14 protein-coding genes are annotated in these 18,863 nt (G+C 60.4%); 5 read left to right on the top strand and 9 right to left on the bottom strand.

From position 1 onward, the window contains the following. The first annotated feature begins 42 nt into the window (after positions 1-42). Both fdhF and RVY79_RS10235 read left to right on the top strand, forming a co-directional pair. A complete protein-coding gene (gene fdhF, locus RVY79_RS10240) occupies positions 43-3,009 on the top strand; it encodes a formate dehydrogenase subunit alpha (protein WP_317464032.1) in 2,967 nt (988 codons plus the stop codon). Beyond that, positions 3,009-3,500, top strand: coding sequence for a DUF1641 domain-containing protein (locus RVY79_RS10235; RefSeq protein WP_317464031.1), 492 nt, complete (start codon positions 3,009-3,011; stop codon positions 3,498-3,500). Before fdhF ends, RVY79_RS10235 begins: the two co-directional genes overlap by 1 nt. A gap of 136 nt (positions 3,501-3,636) precedes the next feature. On the opposite strand, the gene RVY79_RS10230 is transcribed toward RVY79_RS10235, so the two are convergent. Further along, positions 3,637-5,358 (bottom strand): thiamine pyrophosphate-dependent enzyme, encoded by a 1,722-nt coding sequence (locus RVY79_RS10230; protein ID WP_317464030.1) that lies wholly within the window; start codon positions 5,356-5,358, stop codon positions 3,637-3,639. A 272-nt stretch (positions 5,359-5,630) separates the two neighbouring features. Here RVY79_RS10230 and RVY79_RS10225 point away from each other — a divergent pair, with 272 nt between their 5' ends. Beyond that, the gene (locus RVY79_RS10225) at positions 5,631-6,269 is read left to right on the top strand and encodes a LysE family translocator (protein WP_317464029.1); all 639 of its coding nucleotides are present in this window, start codon (positions 5,631-5,633) and stop codon (positions 6,267-6,269) included. A 12-nt stretch (positions 6,270-6,281) separates the two neighbouring features. Here the strand turns inward: RVY79_RS10225 and RVY79_RS10220 are convergent, their stop codons facing one another. Beyond that, positions 6,282-7,013 carry a tellurite resistance TerB family protein gene (locus tag RVY79_RS10220; protein WP_317464028.1) on the bottom strand — a complete coding sequence of 244 codons (732 nt, stop codon included), beginning with the start codon at positions 7,011-7,013 and terminating at the stop codon, positions 6,282-6,284. A gap of 332 nt (positions 7,014-7,345) precedes the next feature. Beyond that, positions 7,346-9,649 (bottom strand): CehA/McbA family metallohydrolase, encoded by a 2,304-nt coding sequence (locus tag RVY79_RS10215; RefSeq protein ID WP_317464027.1) that lies wholly within the window; start codon positions 9,647-9,649, stop codon positions 7,346-7,348. Between the two features lie 166 nt (positions 9,650-9,815). Between RVY79_RS10215 and RVY79_RS10210 the strand changes: the two genes are divergently transcribed. Further along, on the top strand, positions 9,816-10,469 hold the full coding sequence (locus tag RVY79_RS10210; protein WP_317464026.1) for a cation transporter: 654 nt from the start codon (positions 9,816-9,818) through the stop codon (positions 10,467-10,469). Between the two features lie 85 nt (positions 10,470-10,554). On the opposite strand, the gene RVY79_RS10205 is transcribed toward RVY79_RS10210, so the two are convergent. After that, entirely contained in the window at positions 10,555-11,661 is a 1,107-nt protein-coding gene (locus tag RVY79_RS10205) for a hybrid-cluster NAD(P)-dependent oxidoreductase (protein WP_317464025.1), read from the bottom strand. A gap of 288 nt (positions 11,662-11,949) precedes the next feature. Here RVY79_RS10205 and RVY79_RS10200 point away from each other — a divergent pair, with 288 nt between their 5' ends. Continuing rightward, entirely contained in the window at positions 11,950-13,236 is a 1,287-nt protein-coding gene (locus tag RVY79_RS10200; protein ID WP_317464024.1) for an aromatic ring-hydroxylating dioxygenase subunit alpha, read from the top strand. An 84-nt stretch (positions 13,237-13,320) separates the two neighbouring features. On the opposite strand, the gene RVY79_RS10195 is transcribed toward RVY79_RS10200, so the two are convergent. The 5 genes from RVY79_RS10195 to RVY79_RS10175 all read right to left on the bottom strand — a co-directional run bounded on the left by RVY79_RS10195 (position 13,321) and on the right by RVY79_RS10175 (position 18,711). Next, positions 13,321-13,569, bottom strand: coding sequence for a hypothetical protein (locus RVY79_RS10195; protein ID WP_317464023.1), 249 nt, complete (start codon positions 13,567-13,569; stop codon positions 13,321-13,323). Positions 13,570-13,724: 155 nt separating this feature from the next. Continuing rightward, positions 13,725-14,591, bottom strand: a complete 867-nt coding sequence (gene purU, locus RVY79_RS10190) for a formyltetrahydrofolate deformylase (RefSeq protein WP_317464022.1) — start codon at positions 14,589-14,591, stop codon at positions 13,725-13,727. Further along, on the bottom strand, positions 14,578-15,252 hold the full coding sequence (locus RVY79_RS10185) for a sarcosine oxidase subunit gamma (RefSeq protein WP_317464021.1): 675 nt from the start codon (positions 15,250-15,252) through the stop codon (positions 14,578-14,580). The genes purU and RVY79_RS10185 overlap by 14 nt, the downstream gene beginning before the upstream one ends. Then, complete coding sequence (locus tag RVY79_RS10180; RefSeq protein WP_317464020.1) at positions 15,245-18,304, bottom strand: sarcosine oxidase subunit alpha family protein; 3,060 nt, start codon at positions 18,302-18,304, stop codon at positions 15,245-15,247. Before RVY79_RS10180 ends, RVY79_RS10185 begins: the two co-directional genes overlap by 8 nt. After that, a complete protein-coding gene (locus RVY79_RS10175; RefSeq protein ID WP_317464019.1) occupies positions 18,301-18,711 on the bottom strand; it encodes a sarcosine oxidase subunit delta in 411 nt (136 codons plus the stop codon). The genes RVY79_RS10180 and RVY79_RS10175 overlap by 4 nt, the downstream gene beginning before the upstream one ends. Between the last annotated feature and the right edge of the window lie 152 nt (positions 18,712-18,863).

Here is an 18,863-nt window from a genome sequence, read left to right as displayed (position 1 = left end):
TATTTAATAAAATAATAATTGACCGAGACAAGGAAACGGGCAATGAGTCAGTGCGAGCTCCTTTTGGATGGTAAAAGACTGAGCGGGGAGGAGGATATTCCGCTCATTGACTTTTTCGAAAAAAATGGCATCAGTCTCCCTCATGTCTGTTACTTGAAGACATTGGGGCCATTGCAGACCTGCGATACCTGCTGGGTAGAGATCGATGGAGAACTCAAGCGCAGCTGCGCGGTAAAAAGCGCTTCAGGACTCGACATCAAAAGCGCCTCTCCATTGGCCAGGGAAGCTCGCGAAGAAGGCATGGATCGCCTGCTCTCCAAGCACGAACTGTATTGCACGGTCTGCGAGAACAACAACGGCGACTGCACGCTACACAACACGGTTGCCGATATGGGTATCGATATCCAACGCTACGACTACCAGCGCAAGCCCTATCAAAAGGATACGTCGAGCCCGTTCTATACCTATGACCCCGACCAGTGCATTTTATGTGGCCGCTGCGTCGAAGCTTGCCAGAACATTGAAGTCAACGAGACCCTTTCCATTGACTACAGTATGGAAAACCCACGCGTGCTGTGGGATGGCGGTAAGCCGATCGACGAGTCGAGCTGCGTGCATTGTGGCCATTGCGTCACCGTCTGCCCATGTAACGCCCTGCTGGAAAACAGCATGGACGAGAATACCGGGCCGTTCACCTTCATGCCGAAGCAGCTCAAGCGTTCGATGATCGATCTCACCAAGCAGATCGAGAAAACCACGGGCGCGCAGTTGATTACCGGCATTTCCGTCATGGACATGAACTGGCGGCAGCCCGAAATCAAGCGTACCAAGACAGTCTGTACGTATTGTGGCGTGGGCTGTTCGTTCGAGATGTGGACAAGAGACCGAACGATTCTCAAGATTCAGCCGGTCGAAGAGGCGCCGGTCAACGGCATATCCACCTGCATCAAGGGCAAATTTGCCTGGGACTTCGTCAATTCCAACCAGCGATTGAAGACTCCGTTGATCCGTGAAAACGGAGCCTTCCGTGAAGCCAACTGGGACGAAGCCCTGTCGCTGGTAGCGAGACGCCTGCTCGAAGTACGTGATACCCACGGCCCCGACAGCATCGGTATCATCGGCTCCAGCAAGGCAAGCAACGAAGAGGCGTATCTGGCCCAGAAACTGGCCCGTCAGATCATCGGCACCAATAACATCGACAACTCCTCGCGTTATTGCCAGAGCCCAGCTTCGACGGGACTAAAGCGCACCGCCGGTTACGGGGCCGATGCAGGTCGCATCGAAGATCTTCAGCATGCTGACGTGGTCGTTATCGTCGGCAGCAACACGGCCGAGAGCCATCCCGTTATCGCCTCACGCCTCAAGGCTGCACACAAGCATGGACATCAGAAGCACATCGTCGTCGATACACGGAAGCACGAAATGGCCGAGCGCGCCGACCGATTCCTGCGTCCGAATGCCAGCACTGATTTGGCTTGGACATTGGCGGTCACGCGTTACCAGTTCGATCACGGTTATGCCGATACGAAGTTTCTGGCAGAGCGCGTGGCAGGAGTAGACGAGTTCCGGCGCTCGCTGGAACCTTATACGCTCGAGTTTGCTGCCGAGGTAACGGGGCTTTCGGTAGAAACGCTGACGGAATTGGCAGAGACCATCGGTAAAGCCGAGCGGCTGTGTATCGTGTGGGCGATGGGGATCACCCAACATGCTCACGGCGCCGATACCAGTACGGCGTTCTCCAACCTGCTTTTGACCACGGGTAACTTTGGCCGTCCAGGGACGGGTGGCTACCCCATGCGAGGGCACAACAACGTACAAGGCGCAAGCGATTTCGGTTGTTTGCGCCATACCTATCCTGGCTATGACCCGGTGACCGACGATGAAGTCCGCGAGCGCTGGGCCAAAGGTTGGGGAGTCGATAAGGAGACACTCCCCGGTGAAGTCGGGGAAGGCAACTTTCTGATGGTGCAAGCCGCGGAAAAGCGTGATCTCAAGGCGATGTTTGTCATTGGCGAGGAAACCGCCTTTTCCGATGCGGATACCAACAACGTGCATGATGCTTTCAGCAAGCTCGACTTTCTAGTCGTCCAGGATATGTTCGTCAGTCGTACTGCACAGTTCGCCGATGTCGTTTTGCCCGCCTGCGCCAGCGTCGAAAAGGAAGGCACTTTCGTCAACACCGAGCGGCGCATCCAACGCTTCTACGAAGTCATGCCGCCCTTGGGGGAGAGCCGCCCCGATTGGCAAATTCTGACTAAGCTGGCACAACGTATGGGGTACGCATGGGATTACCAGCACCCCGCCGAGATCATGGCCGAATGCGCCGCTATTTCTCCACTCTTCGCCGGAGTCAGCTACGAGCGGCTAGAGGGCTGGAATTCATTGCTTTGGCCTGTCGACGCCGAGGGCAACGATTCTCCCTATCTTTATCGCGACAGTTTTCCTAAAGAGAACGGCAAAGCACAACTCCACCCGGTCGAATGGCAGCCGCCTGCGGAAGCCAACGATGAAGACTATCCGTTCATGCTGGATAATGGCAGGCTGCTGGAACATTTTCAGGGTTTGAATCAGAGCGGCAAGACAGAGGGTATTCTAGAACAAGTTCCCGACTGGTTCGTCGAAGTGGGTCCGGATATGGCCCAGCAGATGAACCTGGAAGACGGCAGTTGGGTTCGGGTAACGTCGCGCCGGGGTAGCCTGGAGGTCAAGGTCTGTGTGACTGACCGGGTCAGCGGCTACACGCTATTCATGCCTATTCACCAAGGCAAGCCAGGGCTGAACCTGTTGACGGGGGAACATCACGACCCTGATGTCGACACGCCCGCCTATAAGGAGACGGCCGTCAGGCTGGAACGCCTTCCCAAGGAAAAGGGGCAGCTTCCTCTCCCCCACAACAATTTTCGTTACGGCCATCGCACGCCGATTGAGGGCGTCCCGGTCGAGGTCAAATGGATGCAGGAGGATTACCGCCAGCCACCAGAACATCAAGCGCATCCGGAGAAGAACTAATGGCCGAGCGTATCGATTACACGCCACCGCCCAATGAAGATCTCGAGCCCAGCGCGCAGCAGGAGCTAGAACGACTACTGCAAGGACTGCACGAGCATGGTTTCCTTCGTTTTGCAGACGACCTCGTTCGTAGCAATACCCAACTGGCACAAAACCTCACTGATGCCCTCAGTCGAGAGGGATCGCTGAATGCCATACAAAACCTCTCAACGCTGCTGATAGCGATTTCCAGTATCCCCCCCGGGCAGTTTCATAAAACCGTCTACGCTGCTCGTGATGCTTTTATCGCCATGGAGAAAGAAGCTCATGACGATAAGAAACGGCAGCAGACTTCTGGGGTCAGCGGCGTCTTCCGTCTGCTCAAGGATGATGAACTGTGGCAAGCGATGTCACCAATGGTAAGCGGATTGAAAACGTTTACCGAGCGCCTTGACCGAGAGGTCGAACGGCCGGTTTCCGATCGAACAGGAAAATCTAGCGCATTTGAGTAACTTTTTTTCAGGCTTACCTGGCCAACCCGTCTTGTAAGTAACGACTCACTTCTTATTCTTCCCACTTCTCGTAGGCACGAAAAAACCGGGCGTTTGTCAGCGCCCGGTTGAGAGTGAGCACTAACTTTTTGATGGCTTAGCGTTTTAAGAAGTTGCTTTTGACGAGGTCGACGACGTCTTCCATACGGCCGTTGAGGACGGCTTTGGTGGAGTAGAGCGCGGTGGAGGCTACTTCTCCGGCAGCCACCTTGGGCGGCATGACAAGCTCCATGCGGTTGACCTGGACGTCGAGCAATGCAGGGCCGTCGTGGTTAAGCCATTCGGTGATGGCGGGTTTGAGTTCGTGGGTTTTTTCAACGCGTTTGCCCCAGATGCCCATGACCTGAGCGAGTTTGTCGAAGTCAGGGTTCTCGAGGCCGGTATAGCTGTCGAGCAGGCCTTCGACCTTTTGTTCGAGTTCGACGAAGCCCAGCGAGCTATTGTTGTAGACAACGATCTTGAGCGGCACCTTCTCTTGCTTGAGGGTGAGAAGATCACCCATCAGCATGGTCAGGCCGCCATCGCCACACATGGCGATGACTTGCCGCTTGGGAAACGCCTTCTGAATGCCGATGCCCTGTGGGTAGGCGTTGGCCATGGTGCCGTGAGCGAGGCTGGAAAGCGTACGGCGCTGGCCGTTGGCGTGAATGTGACGCAACATCCAGACCATGGGGCTACCGGTGTCCGCAGTAAAAAAGGCGTCGTCGGCGCCCTGCTCATCGAGCGCCAGGGTCAGCGCCTGCGGATGGATCAGCGCATCGTCCTTGGATTCGTGAGCGTCATTCCCCAAAGCGTCCAGATACTGCTTGCGGCAATTATCCACCCAACGGGTGTCGGTCTGCTCGTCGACCATCTTCGCCAGCGCCAGGCAGGTATCGCGCACGCTGCCAACCAGCCCGATATCCACCGGGTAACGCTTGCCGATCTGTTGCGGGTCGATATCTACCTGGATGACGGCCGCCTTCTCGGGATAGAACTGCCCCCAGGCGAAGTTGCAGCCCAGCAACAGAAGCGTGTCGCATTCAGCCACGGCATGATAGCCGCCCGCCAGGCCGAACACGCCGGTCATGCCTACCTGGAAGGGGTTGTCGGGTTCGATGAAATCCTTGGCGCGTGAAGTCCAGGCCACCGGGGCGTTCAGCTTGGCCGCCAGCGCCATGACTTCACTACGCGCATTCTCACAGCCGGATCCGGCGAAGATGGAAATCTTGCCGCCCTTGTTGAGCTGTTTGACGGCGGGGACGAATTCCTCGGCGTTGGGCCGCACGATCGGGTCGAAACGATGCGCACGGAACGGCAGATCCTGGCTAGGCTTCTGGGTGAATATGTCGCCAGGCACGACCAGCACCGCAACGCCTTTCTTGGTCAGGGCGGCTTGAGCGGCCAAGGCCGCCATGCGCCGCGCCTGATCGGGATTGATGATCGACTCGCAGAACACGCTGTACTGCTCATAGATCGGTATGGGGTCGACATCCTGCGGAAAGCCGACGCCGGCGTCTTTGGTGGCTACTTGAGAGGCGATCAGCACCACCGGCGAGCCGCTGCGATGTGCCTCGAACAGCCCATTGACGAAATGCAGGCTGCCAGGGCCGCAGGTACCGGCGCAAAGCGCCAGTTCGCGGGTCATATAGGCCTCGCCACCCGCCGCGAAGCCACCGACTTCCTCGTGGCGCACATGCACCCATTCCAAGACATCACTACGCCGAATAGCGTCAGTGAAGTGATTGATGGTATCGCCGACGACGCCGTAACAGCGTTTGGCGCCCGCGTCCGCCAGTGTTTCGACGATGATATCGGCCACGTTACGGTGACTGCTCATGCGATTCCCTCCGCATCGGCGCCCTTGTGAGGCGCGTAAACGTGATCGCCACGCCGATGCGTGACGTCCCGCTCTCACTCTATGCCTGACGAAGGTCGCTCTCCAAGCCCGGTGGTGTTGCTGGATGGTTTCAGCGTGTCGACGCGACGGGAGCACGGCGCTTTTTATCGTAGTAAATTGATATATCATCGTTTGATCAGCCGTCACGAATATCCGGCGGCTACGCGCGCCCATTCATAAACGCTGCTCACTCATGAACGGAGATTCGCTCCATGGAACTGACGACGTGGCTAACCTATGTCGGCGTTATCGCCGCACTGATCGCCTTTCCCGGCCCGGTGGCCTTGTTGTGCATGCATCATGGGCTGCGCCATGGTCGCCAACGTGCGCTGGCGACGGTGATCGGTGGGGCGACGGCATCGCTGGTGCTCATGGGGCTGTCGTCGCTGGGGCTGGGGGCTATCCTGGCCACGTCAGAGCTTGCCTTCACGTTGCTCAAGGGCGTAGGCGCGGCGTACTTGGTCTATCTGGGTGTGCAGGCCTGGCGCGCGCCGGTCACGGCGTCGATGATGAGCGATGCTACGCATAGCCCGCAGTCCGTCGAGCGTACCGGCACCCGTGCCCTCTTCCGGCGCGGTTTTACCGTGGGTATCAGTAACCCCAAGGACCTGCTCTTCTTCGGCGCATTGTTTCCCGGCTTCATCGACCTTGGTACCCCGCAACTGCCGCAATTTGCGATTCTGTCGCTGACCTGGCTGGCCATCGACCTCACCACCATGTCGAGCTACGCCACGATGGGCTCGGGAATCGGTCGCTGGTTCCATAGCCCGCGCCGCGTGAAGCTGTTCAATCGCACCACCGGCAGCTTGTTCATTGCCGCCGGGGGGACCTTGGCGGCCTCGCATCGCTGAAAGACCTGCGTATTAATCGGCCTGCTGTGCCTGATGTTCAAGTTCAGCGGTCATCTCTTGGGGTAAATCAAGGGCGCTGGCCAATTGATCGAGCCAGGCGCGTTCCATGGGATTTTGTTCATCGATCACGGCGACGCTGATTAAATACATTTCCCGCGCCGCCTGGGGCGAGTCCGCTTCACGGGCCAGCGCTTTGGCATCCAACGGCGCATTTAGCTGTTGTTCGACCCAGCGGTGCATCTCGTCGTCAGCGCCTAACGCATCGATCTGCTCGGTGATCATCGCCTGCTCTTGCTCGTCGATATGACCATCAGCACGGGCCGCCATGATCATTGCCTGCAATAATTCCAGACTCCGCCGCTCCTGGTATTCACCTTCTAGCGCTTCAACACGTTCGCCTTCGCTAGCGTCCTGCGACTCGCTGCCCGCATTCTTGTTTGCCTGAGCGCTTTGCCACGCTTTCCAGGCCAATACGCCGACACCGGCAATAGCACCGTATTTCAGTGCTTTACCGCCCAGCTTGCGGCCCCGCTTGGAGCCAACCAGCATGCCCATGGCACCACCGCCGAGCAGGCTTTTCATATCGAAGCCGCCCGAAGACCTACCGCTGGAATTGTCACCTGACGCCTTGCCGCCCAGCTGTTTCGAGAGGCCACCCAGCATGCCTTTTACATCGACACCGCTGCTCTTCTGACTGCCACCGGCTTGTTGCATCAACTGCTGCAGTATTTTGCTGGCGTTCATCCATTGACTCCTTCAGTGGTTACTGACAACGATGTCCAAAGCGCACTCTCTTTTCTCAACGTTGCGTTCCTAGCAGTTTGCGCCCCCATCAACACGGACCGGCATTTGCTCTTTGGGTTCGCTAAGCATAGCAATAACATGCTCAACGCAGCCTCAACGAATCGGACCGTCCTGACACCAGTCGACACAATGGCTTTTAGCGAAATCGCTACTCCGTTTTCCGCGCCCAAAAAAGCCACGCCCGAAGGCGTGGCATTCCCTTGAAGCCCCTTTGAACAGAGGGCGTGACGGCGCGTTATCGTGGTTGTGGTGACGAGGGCCGGATCGCGCGATCAGGCGTCTTCCTCATCATCGCCGTCTTTATGACCGAGATAGTCGGCCTTGCTGGAGCGCTCAAGCCACAGCGGATTCGTCCAGGCAGTATCGCCATCGGCATCGTCGACTTCCAGCGCGACCCAGCCGTGGGCGTCGCCGGGAATCTCGAAGGTCAATGTCGCGTCAGTGCCGTCGAGGGATTGCGTGGCGAGCACCTCACCGCCCTCACCGATCAGGCGCGCTTCCTTGAGGCCGTTGACGGCGGTTGCGTTCACCGTCCATTTCCCCTTGGCGTCCTCGATCAAGCGCAGGCTATCGCCGAACATGTGATCCTCGGGGAACAGTAACGGCCCCTGAGTAGCATAGCCATGGCCATCCTTGAGGGCACGGGCGAAGGCGCGCGGGGTCAGCTCGCCGGGTACGTGGCCCATCATACGGATGCGGCCGGTGAGGTCGTTCCAGGCGTCATGAGTATCCGTGCCTGCGGTGAAGTAGACCCGTGTACCTTGATCCCACAGACGATGCGCGGCTTTCAGCGTGGGCGCGTTGTCCACCTCAGCGTTGAGTTCGAGCAGGTCGAAATGCGGTGTAAAGCCGCCGGGCACCTTGCCATCGCCCAGGTTCTGCAGATAGCCGTAGGCATTGTACGGGTGGTTGAGGGGAATTACCTCGGCGCCCAGGCGGCGCGCGTCGGCGATGATGTCCTGCACGTCAGCGGTGCCGGGATCGACCTTGAGTTCGCCGCTCATCTCGATGGGGAACGGATTCATGTGACCCCATGAAGGTGAAATCTCGATGGATGGGATGAACGGCACACCGCGCTCGGCGGAGAGCTTGCGGAACGTGTCGTGGTTGGCGGTGGAGTCATGATCGCTGATGAAGGTCAGATCAAGATCCGTGGCCAATTGCGCACGCACCACGACATCCGGCGGTGTGGTGCCTTCCAGCACATTGGCGTGATGGTGCAGGTCGGCACCGTACCAGTGTGCATCGTTGGGCTCGATGAGACGCTCGATCTCGACCTTCTTGTCGATCTCTTCCCCGGTCTCGAGGCTAACGTTCAACGTTTCCTCGCGGGCCGTGAAGCCGGCACCGGCGTTGATGCCCAGGCGGTAATCGCCGGGCGCCAGCTTGAGCTCGGCATGCCCGGCCGGGTCCAGCTCGGTGAAGAAGGTCTGCTTGCCGAGGAACTCCACCAGCGGCTGCTGGCCCTCGAGGATGGTCAGTCGCGCATCGCGCGGCATGTCGCCCGTTTCGCTGCGGATATCCAGGCTCAGCGTGCCGGGCCCCTGCATGCCATCGAAGGCTAGCGTGCGCTCGCTGCCATCGGTGATGTTGAGCGTGACCGGCTCGGAATTGGCGAAGCCTTCCGCCGTGGCATATGCCTGGTACTCGCCCACCGGCAGTTGCATCGAGAAAGTGCCCTCGTCGGCCAGTGTCCAGGCATAGGGCACCCCGTTCTTCTCGATCACTACCAGGCCGTTGTGCGGTGCCTGGTCATTGCCATTGTTCAGTTGGCCGTGAATTTCGCCACTCTCGAGGTGCTTGCGCTTGATCTCGTTGGCCACCACCGGGGCCAAGTCACCATCCGGCACTACCTGCAGCCAGCCCTCGAAGCGGCGCGACTCGCCCGCCTTGAGACTATGCTCCAGGTACATGTCCTTGCCTTGATAGTTGATGCGATCGAAATACGGCGCATGCAGGGCGAAGGCCCAGTTCTGATCGTAGGCCACCACGCGATCGGTCAAAGCGGCGCTGGCTTCGGTTTCCTTGGCGTCGCCCAGGCCGGGGACGCCGAACAGGTAGCCGGTATCCGGCCACAGAGTGAAGCCCGAGCGAATGGCTTCCAGCGGCTCATCACCTTGGTTGTCGAGCACGGTTTCCAGTTGCACGCGGTCGCTGCCGGCTTCCAACGTGTAGGTGGTGGTGACCATCGCCTCGCCGAAGTTGCGGCTTACGCGGATCACCGCGCGCTCGGGCGACTTCTCGACAACCTCGACCTTCTTGCCGTCGTTGGGCCAAGCAGACCAGTTGTTGGGAATGAAATCGGCGAAGGCGACGCGATCAAGATCGATCTCGCCGCCTTTTACCGCCGCCAGGTCGACCAAGGTGCCGCGCGGCACGCCCCAGGGCGGACTTGATTCGACGGCCAGCGCAAAGGCCAGCTTATCGTTGGCGACGGTGATGTCCTGGGCGTTGATAGCCTCGCCATCCGGAATATTCGTCGCACCGCGCGTGACGCTGACCTCAGCCTGCGCCAGCGACGCCGCGCTCAAGGCAAGCGCCGCCAGCGGCGCGAGATGCCATCGTAAATGTGTCATGAGATCCCTCTTATGTTGATTTTTTATCTAAACCTAACTTTTCTATTATTCATAATTTTGATTGTGCGTTCAAATTACTGTCATATTCGCACGATGCTTGCCCTGGAGCGCACTCTAGGGTTGTAGACTCAAGAAACACACTCCGACAAACGAGACGAGGTCTCTAATGGCATGCTGCTGCGGTCCTTCTTCCCCTTCGCCGCAATCGACATCGCGTTACCGGCGCGTGCTGTGGATAGCACTGTTGGTCAACGCGGTGATGTTCGGCGTCGAGATGCTGGCGGGGATGAAGGCCGATTCAACCTCGCTGATGGCCGACTCGCTCGATTTCCTCGGCGACGCAGCGAATTACGCCATCAGCCTCGGCGTACTGGGCATGGGTCTGATCTGGCGCGCTCGTGCATCTCTGGTCAAGGCCGCGACCCTGGCCGGATTCGGTGTCGTGGTGCTGGGGGTGACGCTGCATAACCTGTTGACGGGCAGCTCTCCGGATGCGCCAACCATGGGTGCGGTAGGGTTATTGGCGCTATTCGCCAACCTCGCGGTACTGCTGCTGTTGATGCGTTATCGAGAAGGCGACAGCAACATGCGCAGCGTGTGGATCTGCACGCGTAACGACGTCATCGGCAACGGCGCGGTGCTGCTCGCCGCGCTGGGTGTGTTCGGCAGCGGCACCGCCCTGCCCGACTTGATCGTCGGCGGGGTCTTCGCGTTTCTTTCACTTTCCGGCGGCTGGAAAATCGCCCGCCAAGCACGCGGTGAACTGCGTCAAGCGCGCGAGGCCGAACGTTCTGGAGCAACCGCCGCCGAGTCGCATTGAGCACGATGTAATACTAAGCATTATGGAAGAGGTGCCCCGACGACTCGCCGGGGCCTTTCATCGAGACCATTGGTGCCCAGTATTCTCAGAATTCGATGGCGACATGGCTCTTGGGCGTGCTGCAGCAACTCAGAATGTAGCCTTCCGCTTCGTCGTCCTCGGTAATGCCGCCGTTGTGTTCCATGTTGACGTCGCCCGAGAGCTTCTTGACCTTGCAGGTCCCGCAGATGCCCATCCCGCAGGCTTTGGGAATATGCAGGCCGAGCTTGGCGGCGGCGGAATGCACGGTCTCCTCAGGCAGAATACGAATACTCTTGCCGCTATTACTGAATTCGACCTGCAGCATGTCGGCGGTGTCGACCGCTTCCAATTCCGCTTCGGCCTGCTCGGCGAGTTCCTCCACATCCGCCCGGACATCGGCGGGCGTGGCCCCGAACGACTCCTCGTGATAGTGGCTCATATCAAAGCCGTTGCTCTTCAACACCTGCCTGACGGCCTTCATGTACGGTGTGGGCCCGCAGCAGAAGATTTCGCGCTCCAGGTAATCCGGCACCATCAATTCGAGCATCGCCTGCGCCAGATAGCCGCGAAATCCCGCCCAGGCCACACCGTTTTCATCGCCGCGCTCACAGACGATATGCAGCCGGAAGTCGGGGATCCGCGAGAAGATATGTTCCAGCTCGCGGTGAAAGATGATGTCGCGTGGCTCGCGCGCACTGTGAACGAACTGCAGGTCGACGTTGGCGTTAGTATCGAAGAACCAGCGCGTCATCGACATCAACGGCGTGACGCCGACGCCACCGGAGAGCATGAGCACCTTGTCGGCGGGATAGTCAATGACGTTGAAATCCCCCACCGGACCGTGAACGACAAGCTCACTCCCGACTTGCAGGTTGTCATGCAGCCAGTTGGAAACGCGCCCATCGGGAAGCCGCTTGACCGTGATCGAGAAGCTGTAGGGCACCGAGGGCGAGCTGGAAATCGTGTAGGAGCGCATGATCGGCTCGCCATCTATCTCCAGCTCCAGCGTCACGAATTGCCCGGGCTTGAAGAAGAACAGCACTGGCTGATCGGCCATGAAGCAGAAGGTGCGAACATCCCAGGTCTCCTGGATGATCTTCACGCAACGCACGTTATGGCGCCCGTTGGTCCAGGTCTGGGTAGTAACGGGATTGAAGAAGTTCAAGCTCATGAGATGGCTACCTGGTCGCGCGGCGGTATCTGACTGTTAGCGCATTGTGGTTGTGCCTTGCATCGACCACTTGCCTGCCAACGACACGCGCATGCCTGCTCCAGCCACCATCACGAGAGCAATCGCGAACTGACGTCGTCACCGCATCGGCCGATGTCGCGGGCAGACAATCCACACTAGTGGCGATACGCCACACTGCTCGACATACACGCCTCTCACGCTCACTCACCCAATGTCATGGCGCCCCCGTTACCCGACACGGCGCACTAAGAGGAAGAGGATGCCTTCATGGATCTGCTCGCTACATCCGCACTCGACGATCCCTTGGCCGCCGCGCGTGACGCGACCGCCGACATGCTTCGCCAGCGTCGGCGCACGTATTCGCTGCCGCAACCCTTCTATAATGACCCGCGCGTATTCGCGCTGGATATGCAGGAAATCTTCACCCATGAGTGGCTGTTCGTCGGCATGACCTGCGAGCTACCCGCCAAGGGCAATTACCTGACCGCGCAGATCGGCGACAACCCCATCATCGTGGTACGCGGCGACCAGGGCACTCTGCATGCCTTCCACAACGTGTGCCGACATCGCGGGTCACGGTTGTGCACGCAGGAGAAAGGCAAGGTCGCCAAGCTGGTCTGCCCCTATCATCAATGGACCTACGAACTCGACGGCCGCCTGCTGTTCGCCGGACAAGACATGGGCGAAGATTTCGACCTTTCCGCTCATGGCCTCAAGCCGGTGGCAGTGAAGAGCGCCGGCGGCTTCATCTTCATCAGTCTCGCCGACCAGCCACCGGCCATCGACGACTTCCTGGCGACACTCGACGAGTACCTGGCGCCTTACGAGATGGACAACGTCAAGGTCGCGGCGGAATCGAACATCGTCGAGCAGGCCAACTGGAAACTGGTCATCGAGAACAATCGCGAGTGCTATCACTGCAACGGTGCTCACCCGGAGCTACTCAACTCGCTGATCGAGTTCGACGATACCGACGATCCGCGCGCCACACCCGCCTACCGGGAGCTGGTCGCTCGCCAGCAGGCGCATTGGGAAAGCCTGCAGGTGCCCTGGGCGCTCAAGTACTTCGGCAAGCGCCAACGCCTGACCCGCACGCCGATGATCGACGGCGTCATGTCAATGACGATGGACGGCAAGCCCGGCTGTGGAAAGTTGATGGGGCGCCTCCAGAGCCCGGACATGGGCTCGCTGCGCATTTTGCATCTGCCCAATTCCTGGAACCATTTCATGGGCGATCATGCCGTGGTCTTCCGGGTGCTGCCGCTGGGCCCGCAACAGACCTTGGTAACCACCAAGTGGCTAGTCCGTGGGGACGCCCAGGAAGGCGTCGACTACGATCCGCAATGGCTACGCAAGGTATGGGACGCCACCAACGATCAGGACCGGCAACTGGCCGAGGAGAACCAGCGCGGCATCAACTCCATCGCCTACCAGCCCGGCCCCTACTCCGAGACTTATGAATTCGGCGTAATCGACTTCGTCGACTGGTACAGCGAAACCCTGCTCTCGTACCTGGAATCGGAGACGCCTTCGTTGCAGGTCGTGCGGGGCTGACCTCTAACGTCATGTACTAGTAATACACCAACGCCGCGTTGAAATCAGCGCGGCGTTGGGCATATTGGGCGTTAAAGGCTTTACTTATTCGTCCGCGCGCAGGCGAGGCAGTAAATGTGTGTCGATTGCCTGACGAACCGAGGGCAGCATTTCATCGCTGTGCTGCAACATGTCGTGAATGGCTTCAGGCAAGCCTTCCACGCCGACTTCGTTGTACTTGCATGCCGCCATACGGGCACAGGTTTCGGGGCAAGCACCGTCGGGAATGCGCACGCCCAGCGCTTGTAGGCGTTGACGAAAGTCGTCGCCGTCGATCAGTTCCGCGAGCATCATGTCTTCCCCTCCTCGAGTGACGGCGCGCCGGTATGTGTCGCCGGTCGCGGCCGCGATGGTCGTCGTTGTGGGCGATCACTGCCGTGAACGCCTATCGCCATCGGCATTATTCAAAGTTTAGGAGAGCGGGAGGCGAAATGCCCGCTCCCGTGTCGTCAACGCGTGAACACCACGGTACGCCTGGCATGCAGAAACACTCTGCGCTCCAGATGAAGCGATACCGCCCGCGCCAGGGTCAAGCATTCGATGTCTTTGCCCTTGGCCACCAGGTCCTCGGGATAATCGGCATGACTGACCGGCTCCACCCCCTGGGTGATGATGGGGCCTTCGTCGAGGTCGTCGTTGATGTAATGCGCAGTGGCACCGACCAGTTTGACGCCTTTTTCATAGGCCTGGTGATAAGGCTTGGCACCCTTGAATCCCGGCAGCAGAGAGTGATGGATGTTGATCGCGCGCCCACTGAGACGCGCGCACATCTCGCTGGAGAGCACCTGCATGTAGCGCGCCAGGATCACCAGCTCGGCGCCGGTGGCCTCAATCACTTCGCGGACGCGAGTTTCCTGTGCCGACTTGGTCTCGGGCGTGACCGGAAAATGATGATATGGCAACCCGTGCCCGGCTACCAACGATTCGAGATCAGGGTGATTGGAGATCACCGCGCGAATCTCCAGCGGCAACTGACCGGTGCGGTAGCGATACAACAGATCATGAAGGCAATGATCGGCCTTGGAGACCATGATTACCACCGGCGTGCGACGCTCTGGCGGGGTCAGTTCGAAATCCATCTCGAACTCGAGGGCCCGGGTCGCGAAGTCGGCCTCGAAGGCCTCTGCGTCGAAATCAGCGGCCAGAGGGCGAAATTCGGTACGGATGAAGAAACGCTCGCCCAAGCGGTCGTCGAACGACTGCTGTTCGGTGATGTAGCAATCGCGCTCCTTGAGGAAGCGGGTCACGACATCCACGGTACCCAGGCGGCTGGGGCACTGTGCGGCGAGGATCCAGGTATCGTCACTGCGGCTCATGGCGGCTTTCTCGAGCGACACCGATACCATATTCTTCCCCTGCATCCAGCAGCCACCGGTACACGTAGTCGGCGAAACTGCGCCGCACAATGAGTTCCCAGCGCGCCTCGTCCGGGCGACGCAGAATGACGTTGGTCTTGGCGAAGAGCGTGGTCACGCCCTTGCCCACCGTAAACGCATGCGGGTCGACATCGTAGACCGTCGACTTCATCAGGACTTCCTGCGCCGCCTCTCCGGAGAGTTCAATTAGCGTCTGCCCCGCACTGACGTCGACGATGGCGACATGCGCCCCGCCGAGATGCGCGCGCAGCCGCGTCTCGAGGCCGAAGGTCTCGTCGCCGGGAACGATCAGCAGCCACTCGTCGGGCGATAACCATTGCACGGAACGCTGACCATCGGCGTCGACGGTGAGCGAATTAGGGCGGCCGGGCAGGCCGATGCCGAGCACCTCGCGCAATGCCTCGTCGAGCACGATGGCACCGCCGCGCAGGATGAGATGTCCCAGAAATGCCCGCTCGCCAATCACCGCATGGCTTTTCTCGCCAGACGCCTCTCCGGGCGCGGGCATACCGCTGCGCTGGAAGGAGTACGCCAGCGGCGACTCAGCCGTGACGGTGGCGTGATCGGCGCGGGCGTCGTAGACATGGACCGAGTTAGACATGCTGGCGCTCTCCCTTGGGATCGACGAATTGGGTACCGACGATTTCGGCTTCATGCACGCGGCCATCGGCCATGGGCAAGTAGACACTCTCGCCAAGGCGCTGATGCCCGCCCTTGACCACCGCCAGCGCAAAGCCGCTTTCCAGCGTCGGGCTGTAATAGCTGGAGGTGACATGGCCCACCATGGGCATGGGAATGGCGTGATTCGGCTCGAAGACGATCTGGGCGCCCTCTTCCAGTACCACGCTCGCGTCCTTGGGTTTGAGGCCGACGAGCTGCTTGCGCCCTTCGCGGCGCGTGTCGGAACGCGTCAGCGCCCGCTTGCCGACCCACGGGAACGGCTTGTCGTAGCCAATGGCCCAGTGCATGCCGAGATCCTCGGGCGTCACCGAACCATCGGTGTCCTGGCCGACGATGATGAATCCCTTTTCGGCACGCAGGACGTGCATGGTTTCCGTGCCATAGGGGGTCAGATCGAAGGCCTCGCCACGGGCGAACAACGCCTCCCAGACGTACATGGCGTAATGCGCCTGAACGTTGATCTCGAAGGCCAGTTCCCCGGTGAAGGAGATACGGAACACCCGCGCAGGCACCCCGGCCACATGCCCCTCGCGCCAGTCCATGAACTTGAACGCCTCACGGTCGAGGTCGATATCGGTCAAGTCGGTGAGCAGCTTGCGCGCCTCGGGACCGGTCACGGTCATCGTCGCCCAGTGATCGGTGACCGAGTTGAAATACACCTCGAGTTCCGGCCATTCGGTCTGGTGCCAGAGTTCGAGCCATTCCAGCACCGGCGCGGCGTTGCCAGTGGTGGTGGTCATCAAGAAGTGATTCTCGGCCAGGCAGCTGGTGGTGCCGTCATCCATCACCATGCCATCGTCGCCGCACATCAGTCCGTAGCGCACGCGACCAGGCGCCAGCTTCTGCCACTTGTTGGTATAGATGCGGCCCAGGAACTCGCGGGCATCCGGCCCCTGAATATCGATCTTGCCCAGCGTCGAGGCATCGAGAATGCCCACGCCCTCGCGAACCGCACGGCACTCGCGGGCCACTGCTTCTGCCATGCTCTCGAGTTCGCCATCGGCACGCTTGCGTGGATAGTACCAGGGGCGCTTCCACTGGCCGACGTCCTCGAACTCGGCGCCTCGGGCGACATGCCAGGCCTGCATCGGCGTGTAGCGCTCGGGGTCGAAGAGCTCGCGGCAGTGGCGACCGACCACGGCACCGAAGGTCACCGGCGTGTAGTTGGGCCTGAATACCGTGGTGCCGGTTTCGGGGATACTCTGCCCCAGGCAGCGCGCGGCGACCGCCATGCCATTGATATTGCCCAGTTTGCCCTGGTCGGTGCCGAAGCCCATGGCAGTGTAGCGCTTGACGTGCTCGATGGATTCGAACCCTTCGAGCGTCGCCACCTCGATGGCGGAAGCGGTGACATCATTCTGCAGATCGACGAACTGCTTGGGCGCACGCAGCGTGGCTTTCTCATGCGGCACCTGGAACAGCGCGCAGGCCGGGCCTTCATGGCGCGACGCGACCCGCGGCAGGTCCGCATCGTCCACGGTGACGTCGAATCCCAGCGCCGTCGCCGCGTTCACGCCAGTCTCGACGCCATCCGCCAGCACTTCACCCAGCGGATAGACGCCACGCGCACCGCCACTCGCGGTGACACCCGCCACGGTCGAGGGCACGAAGCCGATGATGGCGTCGTTCCATACCGGACGCGCACCGGTATGCGAGGCCAGATGGATTACCGGGCTGTAGCCGCCGGAGCTAGCGATGGTATCGCACTCGAGGGTCTCGACTTTGCCGGTGACCTTGAAGGCGTCCACGTCGATGGCCGCCACGCGTGCCGCCGAAACGCGCTGCGTTCCCTTGGCCTCGAGCACGGCGCTGCCGGTGATGACTCGAATGCCCGCCGCCTTGGCCTGCGCGACGAGATCGCCTTGGGGCGCGGTGCGGGCATCGACGATGGCGACCACTTCGCGTCCAGCTTCCTGCCAGTCCAATGCGGCTCGGTAGGCATGGTCGTTGCTGGTGGAGAGCACCAGTTTCTCGCCAGGTACCACGGCGTAGCGGCGAATGTAGGTCGACACCGCCCCTGCCAGCAAATTGCCGGGGACATCGTTGTTGGCATACACCAGCGGACGCTCATGAGCGCCGGTCGCCAGGATCACCTGACCGGCACGTACCCGGTGCAGCCGTGAGCGCGGCTGGCGATGACCGGCCTGAGACGGCGCACTATCGCCCAGATGCTCGGTGCGGCGTTCGTGGAGCGTCACGAAATGATGATCGTGATAACCATGCGCGGTGGTACGCGGCAGCATAGTGACATTGTCGTGTTCCGCCAGCGCCGCCAGCGTCGTCTTCAGCCATTGCGCGGCGGGTTGATCGTCCAGCGCCTCGCGCGTGTCGAGCAGCGAGCCGCCCATCGCCTCCTGCTCATCGCACAGGAGCACCCGTGCCCCGGCACGCGCCGCCGTCAACGCCGCGCTCAAGCCTGCGGGGCCGGCACCGACGACGAGCAGGTCGCAATGCCGATGCATGTGATCGTAGATATCCGGATCGGGCTGTGTCGGACTGCGCCCCAGACCGGCCGTCTTGCGGATGTATTTTTCATAGGTCATCCACATCGAGGCCGGCGCCATGAAGGTCTTGTAATAGAACCCCGGCGGCATGAACGGGCTGCCCAGCTTGCCGACCCAGCGCATGATGTCGCGCTGCGCGTCCGGCCAACCGTTGGTGCTGCGCGCAACCAGGCCGTCGTACAGCGCCTGCTGGGTCGCCCGTACGTTGGGCACCTGAGTCGCCTCCGTCGCACCCAATTGGACCACCGCGTTGGGCTCTTCCGCGCCGGCAGCGACGATGCCACGCGGGCGCGAGTACTTGAAGCTGCGATTGACCAGGTCCACGCCATTGGCCAGCAAGGCCGAGGCCAGGGTATCGCCGGGGTAGCCGGTGTATGTTTGACCGTTGAAGGTAAAAGTCAACGCCTGCGTGCGATCGACCTGGCCGCCTTGCGCCAGGCGGTTGGGCTGTGATGCTGTCTGGCTCATGCCTGCGCTCCCTTGGCCGACGCCACGGCGGCGTCGCTGGCACCTACGGTCTGCTGGCCGCCCTCGGCGACCTGCACGCTATCGGTTTTTTCCTCACGCGCTTTTTTTTCCTCACGCGCCAGATGCTCGGCGGTGATCGTCGGCTGTTCGCCCATCTCGTAGGTTTCGAGGATCTCGTAACTCACGGTATTGCGCGTGATGTTGAAGAACTTGCGGCAGCCCACTGCGTGCAGCCACATCTCGTGGTGGATGCCGCGCGGATTGTCCCGGAAGAACAGATAATCGCCCCATTCCTCGTCGCTGCAGGCGTCCGGCTCCTCGGGGCGTGCGATGTGCGCCTGGCCCTTGGGGTGGAATTCTTCTTCCTCGCGCAATTCTTCACAATAGGGGCAGTAAATATGAAACATGGTGGCTCTCCCTTGGAGCGTCTTTCACGATACGGCGACGATGAGCTTTTTCGCTGGCAAGGCTACGCGAGGGCGCTGTAAATCCTTCCATGGGCGCTACTTTTGCCTTCCATGGCAAAAGACCCTCGCACCGCCCTGCCACCGACACTCAT

The sequence above is a fragment of the Chromohalobacter sp. HP20-39 genome (genome assembly GCF_033052815.1).
GTDB lineage: Bacteria > Pseudomonadota > Gammaproteobacteria > Pseudomonadales > Halomonadaceae > Chromohalobacter.
Note: the sequence above shows the minus strand (reverse complement) of the source record. Positions and strands in the feature narration are given on the sequence as shown.